The organism is Mycobacterium sp., from assembly GCF_040509115.1.
Taxonomy (GTDB): Bacteria; Actinomycetota; Actinomycetes; order Mycobacteriales; family Mycobacteriaceae; genus Mycobacterium.
This window is the reverse complement of record NZ_JBEVLO010000534.1, coordinates 1-9833: the sequence shown is the minus strand read 5'-3', so window position 1 is coordinate 9833 and position 9833 is coordinate 1. Positions and strand designations below refer to the sequence as shown.

Genomic DNA, 9833 nt, shown 5'->3' with positions numbered 1-9833 from the left:
AACTGCTACCTCGGCACGACGGGACTGATCGGTGGGCCACCGCCGGGAGCGCTGTGGGCCTGGCTGGTGCTCACGGGAGTGCCCGTCGGCGCCGTCGCCCTGGGGTGGCGGCGCATGCGATGGCGGCGGCGGGCTTCGGCACTGGCGGCCACGGTCTTGTGTCTACTCAGCGCGGCGCTGGTGCTCAACGCGTGGGTGGGCTACGTCCCGACGGTCTACTCGGCGTGGAACCAGCTGACGGCCGCGCACTTGCCCCACCAGACCGACGAGGCCACCGTGGCTGCGATGCAACGCGGTCGGGTGATACCGACCAACGGCGTGATCGTCCCGGTGGACGTCGCGGCGAATGTCTCGCACTTCCCGCACCGTGGGGAGCTGGTGTATCTGCCGCCGTCGTGGTTTGCCAGTTCGCCGCCGCCCCCACTTCCGGTCGTGATGATGATCGGCGCCGAGATCAACACCCCAGCGGACTGGGTCCGCATCGGAGGTGCGGCAAGCACCGCCGACGCCTACGCCGCCGCGCACGGGGGCAACGCCCCGGTCTTGGTATTCGTCGACTCGGGAGGGACGTTCGGCGTGGACACCGAATGCGTGAACGGCACCCGCGGCAACGCCGCGGACCACCTGACGAAGGAGGTCGTCCCGTTCATGATCGCGCACTTCGATGTCAGTGCCGCCCCCGCCCGGTGGGGCGTGGCCGGGTTCTCGACGGGCGGCACCTGTGCCCTCGACTTGACGGTGATGCACCCCGACGTGTTCAACGCGTTCGTCGACATCGCCGGGGACGCCTCACCCAACGCGGGCAACAAGGTGCAGACGATCGCCCGACTGTTCGGTGGCGACGCCAAGGCGTGGGCTTCGTTCGATCCGTATCACGTCATCACCAATCACGGTCGATATCAAGGCGTCTCGGGCTGGTTCGCGGTCGCCCCGTCATCGAACCGCGAAGCCAACCTCGGGGGTCAGGACGGCGCAGCCCATTCGCTGTGCGAGCTGGGCCGGGCATACGGCCTCGAGTGCGCGGTGATCGCCCAGCCCGGCAACCACGATTGGACGTTCGCGACTGCCGCATTCAGCGCGGCACTGCCCTGGTTGGCCGGGCGGTTGGGCACCCCCGACAGCACACCCCTGCCGCTCCCGGCCAACACCACTTCGTCGCCTCCCCCAGCCATCGTCCAGGCCAACCGCGGCTCCGGGGTGCGTCCCGTTCCCTGACTCGGATCGCCTCCGATCCGACGTGGTCGGGCTCCGGATGGACCGAGTGCCACCGGGACCGCCGATCTCGTACAGTCGTCGCCATCGGCGATCGGAAGGGAGAGCCGACCACGTGACCAAGACCGTGCCCGAACGCGCGTCCGTCGTGGTCATCGGTGGCGGCGTGATCGGAACCAGCATCGCCTGCCATCTCGCCGCCTCTGGCGTGCCCGACGTCGTCCTGGTCGAACGCCACGAACTAGCCAGCGGATCGACTTCGAAGGCCGCGGGCGGCGTGCGGGCCACCTTCAGCAATGCCGCCAACATCGCCATCGGCATGCGCGGCCTCGAGGTCTACGCGAATTTCACCGAGCTCTACGGTCAGGACATCGACTTCCGCCGCGACGGCTACCTGTACTTGCTGTCGGACCAGGCCAGCCTCGACGAGTTCACCGACCAAGTTGCCCGGCACAACCGGCACGGGGTACCCAGTGAGATCGTCGATGCCGAACGGGCACAGAGGATTTCACCACTCATCCGGACCGACGACCTGCTTGGGGCATGTTGGTCCCCGCACGACGCAAAGGCCACTCCCGAGTCGGTCGTCGCGGGCTACGCCGCCGCCGCCCGCCGGCACGGCGCCCGGATCATTCGCCACTGCGAGGTCATCGACATCACCAGGTCCGGTTCCGCGATCACCGGGGTCGTCACCACCTTGGGGGCGATCACGACCGACACGGTCGTCTGCGCCGCCGGCGCATGGTCGCGTCGGATCGGCGAAATGGTGGATCTGACCATTCCCGTGACTCCGGTGCGCCGCCAGATCGCATTCACCGAGCCGCTGGCCGCACTGCCGGCCCGCTCGCCCTCGCTGACCATCGACTTTCCGTCCAACTTCTACTTCCACCCCGAGGGCAACGGCCTGCTGCTGGGGTGGTCCGACCCCAGCGAGCAGCCCGGCTTCAACCTGAAGTTCGAACTGGACCAGTGGCTGATGGGGGTGGGTGAGATCGCCGAGCGTTGCGCGCCCGCGGTACTCGACTACGGCATCCGCACGGGATGGGCGGGGCTCTACGAGATCACCCCGGACCACAATCAGATCATCGATCGTCCAGGCGAGGTGGAGGGATTACTCGTCGCGACCGGCTACTCGGGCCATGGCTTCCTGATGGGGCCGGCCACCGGGGAGATCATCTGCGACCTCTATCACGGCAAGACGCCTGGTTACGACATCAGCGGCTTCACCCTCGGACGATTCGCCGATGCGACGGCGGGCGGGGCGCGAGCAGAGACCAACATCGTCTAGCGCGCTCCGGCCGGTGCGTAGACGCGCTTGGCGACTCACCGACGGTCGGAGGACGCCCGACCGGTGAACTGTTCGACGAGCAGTTGGAGACGTTCCGAGTCGTTTCCAGGGCGTAGTCGGCCGGTACGGCCAAGGGTGACCAGTCCGTGAAGTGCGGCCCACAACACCTCGGTGAGCGCGTCCACGTCCTGTCCGTCACCAACGGAGTCGACCGCGTGGCGCAGCTCGGCGAAGGCCGCCGTGAGCTGAGGTGGTGTGTCCTGGGCCGCGAAGCGCAAGGTGGTCGCTCGCGCGAACATCGCGTCGTAGACGGCTGGGTTGTTGCGGGCGAAGTCGAGGTAGGCGCGAGCGATCCGGGCTAGGGCGTCGCGCGCCGCGTCGGCGTGCAGCCGAGCGTCCCGCATCATGGTCGCGAGCTCACCAAACCCCTCGATGGCGACGGCATCAGCGAGTTGTTCCATGCCGGCGAAGTGCTTGTACAACACTGGCTGGCTGTATTCGATCTCGGTGGACAGGCGACGGGTGGTGACGGCCTCCCAGCCCTCCGCCTCGGCCAGCTCGCGGGCCGTCGTGATGATCAACCGCCGCCGGGCGGCCCGCTCACGCTCGCGGCGGTCGTCGATGGCCATCCCCAAGTCTAGCATCGCTAGGCCTTCTAGCGTCGATACCGACGGGGTCCCAACCGTTACGACGTCCGGCCACCCGTGGCATGACCACCATGACCCATCGCCTGCCAGCTCGCTGGAGGCTCGTCAGGCCGGTCGGCGCAGCGTTTGTGCCGCTCGATTCCGGGTACGGAAGGACTCATCGATTAAAGCTGCCGTTCAAAGGGTGCCCGGACATGGTGGACTGGCTCGACGGCCTGCAGCGGCGCCACCCAAGTCTTGGCTTCCTCATCGCCGTCATCTACAAGTACGTCGATGACCAGGGCGGCTATCTGGCGGCGCTGATCACGTACTACTCGTTCGTCTCCCTGTTTCCGCTGTTGCTCCTGATGACGACCGGGCTGGGCGTGGTGCTCGCGGGGCACCCCGAACTCCAACAAGACGTGGTGCAATCCACCCTGGCTCAGTTCCCCGTCATCGGCAGCCAGCTGGAGCAGCCCGAGCAACTCAGCGGTGGCACGGTGGCCGTCGTCGTCGGCATCGCAGGCGCACTGTACGGCGGCCTCGGGGTCGGGCAGGCCATCCAGAACGCGATGGACACGGTGTGGGCGGTCCCGCGCAACATCCGGCCCGATCCCATCCGGTCACGGATGCGCAGTCTGCTGCTTCTGATCATCCTGGGGTCTGCCGCGATCACGGCTACCGCGCTGTCGGCGGGGGCTCGCGCCACCGAGACGCTGGGCTGGATAGGCAAGACCGGACTGACGGTTGCCGCCGTGACGATCAATGCCATCATCTGCCTCGTCGCCTTCCGGGTGACCACCACCCGTCACCTCAGCTATCGGCAGGTGCTGCCGGGAGCCCTTGGTGCCGCCGTGATCTGGCAGCTCGTCCAGTGGTTCGGCGCCACCTACGTCTCCCACACCGTCAAGACGGCGACCGCCACCAACGGTGTGTTCGCGCTCGTCTTGGGTCTGCTCGCCTTCCTCTTCCTCATCTCGACCAGTCTGGTGCTGTGCGCCGAGGTGAACGTCGTCCGCGTCGACCGGCTCTACCCGCGAGCACTCCTGACACCGTTCGTCGACGACGTCGATCTCACATCCGCCGACCGCAGGACGTACACCCGCAAGGCCAAAGCCGAACGGGTAAAGGGCTTTCAGAAAGTCAGCGTGCGATTCGACGGAGCACGACGGCCAGACATCCCTGGCTCATCGCCTGACTCCTCATCTCCGGACTCCCAGGCAGCTCCTCAGAGCCGGGTGATCGAGTAACGCCGCGTCTGGTGTCGGTGGACCCTTCGCGGTGGCCCCGCGGGTTCGCCCCCTCGGCGCTGGACTGGTTCCACGCTGGCGGCAATTCGGTGGTGATCGACACCGGCGAGGCCATGACGCACTGGATTACGGCCCGAACATACTGCAGCGGAAACGCTTTCAGCGACCGCGGCGGACGGCCGGGTCAGCCCAGGTCGCGACGCAGCGCGGTTCACCCGGAACACGCTATCGCACAACGCCTCTCATGCACGCGTAGTTCGTAGCCCGCCGTGTGATTGGGTTCCGCCCGAAGCGGGTAACACGTTGACTCAGATGCCGACCGCAGTTGACGAACACGCGAAGGAGATGTCGTTATGCCCGACGCGGCCAACACGGCGCACGACATGCCACCACATTCCTTATTCGGCGACCCCTCGCTCCGACTGTTCGGCGGCCCCGCTCCAGCACCCGATCGACGTCTCGTCACCACGACGGACGTGGCGTCACCGGAATCGAACCTCCCATGACCGCGATCCCGACTAGGCCGACCTCCGCACCGGACGTCACGGCGGCGATGCACGAACTGGTCGTCGACATCGAGCACCTCATCGCCAAGGCGTGCGACACGCGGTTACGCATGCGCAGCGACCCCGATCTACACCTCTCGACCCGTGCGCTCAGCGAGATGATCGATGTGCTCGGGGACGCCAAACTGCGGCTGCGCGTCGATGCCAGCGGGTATCACCGCACATAGGCCAGCACGTGACCTGCGGCGCTCGTTGTGGACGACCGGGCAGCGCGTCAACGGCCCCCGACGTCGGCGAGCGCCTCCTCGAGGCGACGATGCAGACCGAACATCTCGTCGAACTTCATGAGCTCCAACGGCCGGCGCGTCACGGACCCGTCGGCGACGACGGCGAACCGCCCGGTCGAGGAGATCGCGTCGTTGACCTCGATGAGGAGTTGCAGGCCCACCGACGCCAAGAACGTCACCTCCGACAAGTCGATCACCACTGCTGCGGGGCGCTCGGCCATCACTTCGTCCATCACACTGCGCAGTTCGGGCGCCGTGACGAAGTCGACCTCACCGGTCACGGCGACGATCGTCACCCCTTCCCGCTGGAGGGTGGCGACGGTCAAGGCATTCGAGGGTGGCAAGTGTTCGTCCCTGGGTCGGGCCGCGCCGGTACGCGACAAGTGCACGACCCCAGCAGTTTAGCGGTATCCCCTCGACCCGCTCCCCGAGTGGGCCGCGATGCATCGGCCTCCAGATCACGTGTAGCGCGACCGCTCACGGGGCACCACATGAAGATGTCCCCCTGCCACCGCCCAATAGCCCGTCCGGCCGACCCCACCGACGTGACCCGTGGTGAGCGATGAGCGCTGCCGGACAGCCTGACGGCACCACCCGCGAGGTCGAGATTCGTCTCCTGGCGGGGCACGACCACGTCGGATTGACGCGCATCGTGGTCGCAGCGATCGCCACCGAGGCCGATCTCGGATTCGACCGCGTCGCCGATCTGAGGCTGGCAGTCGACGAGGTGGTCAGCCGACTCGTCCTTCGATCCTCGTCGACTGCGGTGCCGATAACCGGGCGCGTCGTCGCCGGCGACGACGCAGTAGTGGTCTCCCTCGAAAGCAAGGATGCCCCAGAGGATCTGTACGACGAGGGAGACTTCGGGTGGCAAGTGTTGACCGCTCTCACCGACGGCGTCGCCATCATCAGGGAGCCAAACAGCGTCAGCGAGTCCGAAGCAGTCCGCGGCATCACCTTGACCGTGAACCGCGACGCACTGTGACACAGGCGTACCTCCGGGCTCGTTTCCGACGGGTGCGGCTGGCCGGGCAGCCAGGACTTAGGGTTGGCGGCCGATCACGTCGCGGTACACCCCGACGTACGCATCGATCATCGTCGTGACGTCGAAGCGCCTGGCGGCAAGCTCGGCGATGTTGGGCCGGCTCAGCTCGCCGACCGAAGCGACTGCGGCTACCGCTGATTCGACGTCGTCGACCAGATAGCCCGTGACGCCGTGGTCGATGAGCTCACCCATGGAGCCCCGCGCGTTGGCGACGACCGGTGTGCCACAGGCCATCGCCTCGGCCACGCTGTAGCCAAACGGCTCGTCGAAGTCGATCAGGTGAAGCAGAGCGTATGCGCTACCGAGTACCTCCGCCCGCCCCGCGCGGTCGACGGCGCCCAGGTAGCGGACCCGGTCGCCGTCGAGATGCGGTTCGACTTCGGTCCGAAAGTAGTGCTCGTCCTGGATGATCCCGGCAATCTGCAATCGACGGCCGCACCGGCGTGCCACCTCAATGGCCTGAGCAGTGCCCTTGTCGGGGTGGATCCGACCGAAGAACAACAGGTGCTCACCAGGACGCGGATGGACGGCGAACTCGGCGACGTCGATTCCGTGATGAATGGTGGCGGCGTATTGCAGCAGGGGATGGCGGTCAGCGTGGCTGATCGACACGTACGCGGTGGTGTCGTCGTAGCGTGCGTAGACCGGAACGATGCGCTCCGAGGAGAACCCGTGGATCGTCGTGACCACCGGGGTGGCGACGAGGTTGCTGTAGGTCAACGGCAGGAAGTCGAACCCGTTGTGAATGACGTCGAACTCGGATGCCCGCTCGAACACCGAGGCGACGTGCAGGCATTCGGCGACCTTGGCGTCGATCGTCTCGTCCTCGGACCAGCCGCACGGCGAGATCGCGGACAGGCGGGCCGTCGTGATCGAGTCCGCGGTCGCGAACAGCGTCACGTGGTGTCCGGCGGCCACCAAGCCCTCGGTGAGCAGCGAGGCAAACTGCTCCCACGGACCGTAGGCCCGAGGCGGTGTCCGCCAGGCGATCGGCGCGAGCACGGCGACTCGGATGGGGTCGCCCGCAGCGTCGTGACGAGGAGTGAGGATGTGCTCACCGTACGCCGGGGTCACTGCCAGCAGAGCATTCCCCGAATGAGCAACGCCGTCAGCGGCACGACGGAGGACTTTGTGCCCACCAGACAGTGACGAAAGCCAGGGCCGCGGCGCACGTCACCGTCCTAGTGTCGTTGCTGGCGGCGACTGCGCATGTTGCACCGGAACCGAGGCACAGAAATGACCAAATCAGCGGCACAACCGATCGCTTCGATCACCGCGGACGAAAGTTGGGCGCTGCTGTCCAGCTGCACGCTGGGCCGGTTCGTGACCAGCTGGGACGGGCAGCCGGACGTCTTCCCGGTCAACTTCGTGGTGCAACGCCACACCGTGCTCATTCGGACCGCCGAGGGAGCCAAACTGTCTGCCGTCGCCGAGAACCACTGTGTCGCCTTCGAGGCCGACCACCACGACGTGATGCACGGATGGAGCGTCGTGGTGAAGGGAGTAGCCCAGGTGCTGCAAAGCGCGGCCGAGGTCGAGGACGCCGAGCGTGCCCAGGTGATGCCATGGACGGCAACGACGAAGCTCCATTACATCCGGATCTTGCCCACCAGCATCTCCGGGCGCCGCTTCACGTTTGGTTCCGAGCCTGACGACTTCATGGACTTCGGATAGCCCACGTCCTTCGTCCAACGGATTGGCAGCGTGACGTGGCCGCACCGCCACGGCGTCGCGGCCGGCCGCCGCCATCCGAGTTGCCGTGCGCCCCAGAGGGGTCCGTCGAGACGATCACGACGGCGGGTCATGCAGACTCCTCGTCCCACCGAGGGGTCTCTGCCGTTACGGGCAAATGTAACAGCCGCTACAATGTGCGCCGTGGCGGCGGTGGATGCGGTGCGGTGGGTCGTGTTGGTGGTGCGCGTGCCAGCCGAGCCCTCCCGCCATCGGGTCGCGGTATGGCGAGAGTTGCGGCGTACGGGTGCACTGCCACTAGGACAAGGCCTCTGGATCGTGCCTGATGCACCGGTGTTCAGTGACGGGATCGCACGAACCGTCGAATTGGCGCGGCGGGGTGAGGGTGAGGCCATCGTGATGACTGCCACCGGTCGCGGCGAGGCGGACGCAGCCCGCCTCGAGTCGCTCTTCACCGCCGAGCGGCAGGCCGAGTGGGCCGAATTCCTCTCGGAGTGCGCCAAGTTCGATGCCGAGATCGACAAGGAGATTCGGATCAGCAAGTTCACCTTGGCCGAACTCGAGGAAGAAGAACAAAGCCTGGAACGGTTACGCCGATGGCACCGGGAACTGTCCGCACGCGACCTCTTCGGCGCACCCAACTCCGTCGATGCCGGTGACCAACTCAAACACTGCGCCGAGCGGTTGAGCGAGTACACCGAGTTGGTGTTCACGACCTTGCACCAGATGTGATTGCAACTCGCGAGGTCCAGACGAGGCCGCACCAGGCCCGATGGCTGGCGTCCTGACATGACTACACCCACGCGCCTCGGTGATCGCTATGAACTGCGCGGTGTGCTCGGTCGGGGCGGAATGGCCGAAGTCCGCGATGGTTGGGATATCCGCCTGCAGCGCACGGTCGCCGTCAAGCTCCTCCACTCGGCGTTCGACGCCGACACCGAGAGTCGCCTGCGCTTTCAATCGGAAGCCCACTCCGCTGCCGCACTCAACCACCCGAACATCGTCACGATCTACGATTACGGGGAGCAGGACGGTACGCCATACATCGTGATGGAACGCCTGCCGGGCGACACCCTCGCCGACGTGTTGGCCAGTGGTCCGCTACCGCAGGAACGGGTGCAGTCCATCCTCGCCGATGTCCTCTCCGCGCTGACCGTCGCTCACGAGGCCGGGGTCCTGCACCGCGACATCAAACCTGCGAACATTCTGTTCACCCCGCAGGGCAGCGTCAAAGTCGTCGACTTCGGCATTGCGAAGACCAACGCCAACACCTACACGCGGGCCGGTCAGATCGTCGGGACACTGGCGTATCTCTCCCCCGAGCGGCTCGCCGGGCGACGAGCAGAAGTCACGGACGACCTCTATGCGGTCGGCTGCATCGGCTACGAATCACTCTGTGGCCGAAAGCCCTTTCCCCATGACGAACTTGGACCGCTGACCCGGGCCATCCTCCATGACACACCGCCAGCCATCGTCTCGCTGTGCCCGGTGGTGGCCCCGCCGTTGGCCCGTACCATCGAGCGCGCCCTTGCGCGCGACCCGCAGTATCGCTTCGTCAGTGCGGCCGACATGCGCTCATCGCTGCCAAACCCCGCAGGCCCGCCCCCGCCGCCACAGCAGAGGCCAGCCACCCTCGTGCTCACTGCCCCCATCGGCACGGGGGCGCCGATGAGCCCGGCCAGTGTGATCACGTCGCCGCCGACCAACCGGAGGCGTCGTGTCGCGACGCTGTCCACCATTGCTGGGATTGCGGCCTGCCTGCTCTTGGCAGCGACCCTGTGGGTTCTGACGTCCCCGTTCGGCAAGGACGAACCGGCTGGTCCCACGGTCCCAACGATCAGCGACACGTCGCCGTCCGCCCCGCTGCAGAGCAGCACGGCCACCACCGCCACCTCGACCACCACGACGACGAGCACCGAAGGGCCAC

At 66.7% G+C, this 9833-nt stretch carries 11 protein-coding genes; 8 read left to right on the top strand and 3 right to left on the bottom strand.

Going from position 1 to position 9833, the window contains the following annotated elements; all coding sequences use genetic code 11:
* Together ABW137_RS35945 and ABW137_RS35940 are read left to right on the top strand one after the other, a co-directional pair.
* Positions 1-1215 (top strand): alpha/beta hydrolase (locus ABW137_RS35945; RefSeq protein WP_526407764.1); only part of this gene is annotated, 1215 nt, incomplete at its 5' end.
* Positions 1216-1327: 112 nt separating this feature from the next.
* Positions 1328-2500, top strand: a complete 1173-nt coding sequence (locus ABW137_RS35940; protein ID WP_526407762.1) for an NAD(P)/FAD-dependent oxidoreductase — start codon at positions 1328-1330, stop codon at positions 2498-2500.
* A 35-nt stretch (positions 2501-2535) separates the two neighbouring features.
* On the opposite strand, the gene ABW137_RS35935 is transcribed toward ABW137_RS35940, so the two are convergent.
* Positions 2536-3129 carry a TetR/AcrR family transcriptional regulator gene (locus tag ABW137_RS35935; RefSeq protein ID WP_526407760.1) on the bottom strand — a complete coding sequence of 198 codons (594 nt, stop codon included), beginning with the start codon at positions 3127-3129 and terminating at the stop codon, positions 2536-2538.
* Positions 3130-3341: 212 nt separating this feature from the next.
* Here ABW137_RS35935 and ABW137_RS35930 point away from each other — a divergent pair, with 212 nt between their 5' ends.
* Both ABW137_RS35930 and ABW137_RS35925 read left to right on the top strand, forming a co-directional pair.
* Positions 3342-4376, top strand: coding sequence for a YhjD/YihY/BrkB family envelope integrity protein (locus tag ABW137_RS35930; RefSeq protein WP_526407758.1), 1035 nt, complete (start codon positions 3342-3344; stop codon positions 4374-4376).
* Between the two features lie 502 nt (positions 4377-4878).
* The gene (locus tag ABW137_RS35925) at positions 4879-5109 is read left to right on the top strand and encodes a hypothetical protein (RefSeq protein ID WP_526407756.1); all 231 of its coding nucleotides are present in this window, start codon (positions 4879-4881) and stop codon (positions 5107-5109) included.
* 47 nt (positions 5110-5156) lie between these two features.
* Here ABW137_RS35925 and ABW137_RS35920 read toward each other — a convergent pair whose 3' ends face one another.
* Positions 5157-5495 (bottom strand): STAS domain-containing protein, encoded by a 339-nt coding sequence (locus ABW137_RS35920; RefSeq protein ID WP_526407754.1) that lies wholly within the window; start codon positions 5493-5495, stop codon positions 5157-5159.
* 236 nt (positions 5496-5731) lie between these two features.
* On the opposite strand from ABW137_RS35920, the gene ABW137_RS35915 reads away from it, so the two are divergent.
* Positions 5732-6154 carry an anti-sigma factor gene (locus ABW137_RS35915; protein WP_526407752.1) on the top strand — a complete coding sequence of 141 codons (423 nt, stop codon included), beginning with the start codon at positions 5732-5734 and terminating at the stop codon, positions 6152-6154.
* 57 nt (positions 6155-6211) lie between these two features.
* Here the strand turns inward: ABW137_RS35915 and ABW137_RS35910 are convergent, their stop codons facing one another.
* The gene (locus ABW137_RS35910) at positions 6212-7288 is read right to left on the bottom strand and encodes a glycosyltransferase family 4 protein (protein ID WP_526407750.1); all 1077 of its coding nucleotides are present in this window, start codon (positions 7286-7288) and stop codon (positions 6212-6214) included.
* A gap of 162 nt (positions 7289-7450) precedes the next feature.
* Here ABW137_RS35910 and ABW137_RS35905 point away from each other — a divergent pair, with 162 nt between their 5' ends.
* From ABW137_RS35905 to ABW137_RS35895, 3 genes are all read left to right on the top strand, one after another.
* On the top strand, positions 7451-7888 hold the full coding sequence (locus ABW137_RS35905) for a pyridoxamine 5'-phosphate oxidase family protein (protein ID WP_526407748.1): 438 nt from the start codon (positions 7451-7453) through the stop codon (positions 7886-7888).
* A gap of 201 nt (positions 7889-8089) precedes the next feature.
* A complete protein-coding gene (locus ABW137_RS35900) occupies positions 8090-8638 on the top strand; it encodes a Chromate resistance protein ChrB (protein WP_526407746.1) in 549 nt (182 codons plus the stop codon).
* Positions 8639-8695: 57 nt separating this feature from the next.
* Positions 8696-9833: serine/threonine-protein kinase (locus tag ABW137_RS35895; RefSeq protein ID WP_526407744.1), on the top strand; the 1138-nt coding region annotated here is incomplete at its 3' end.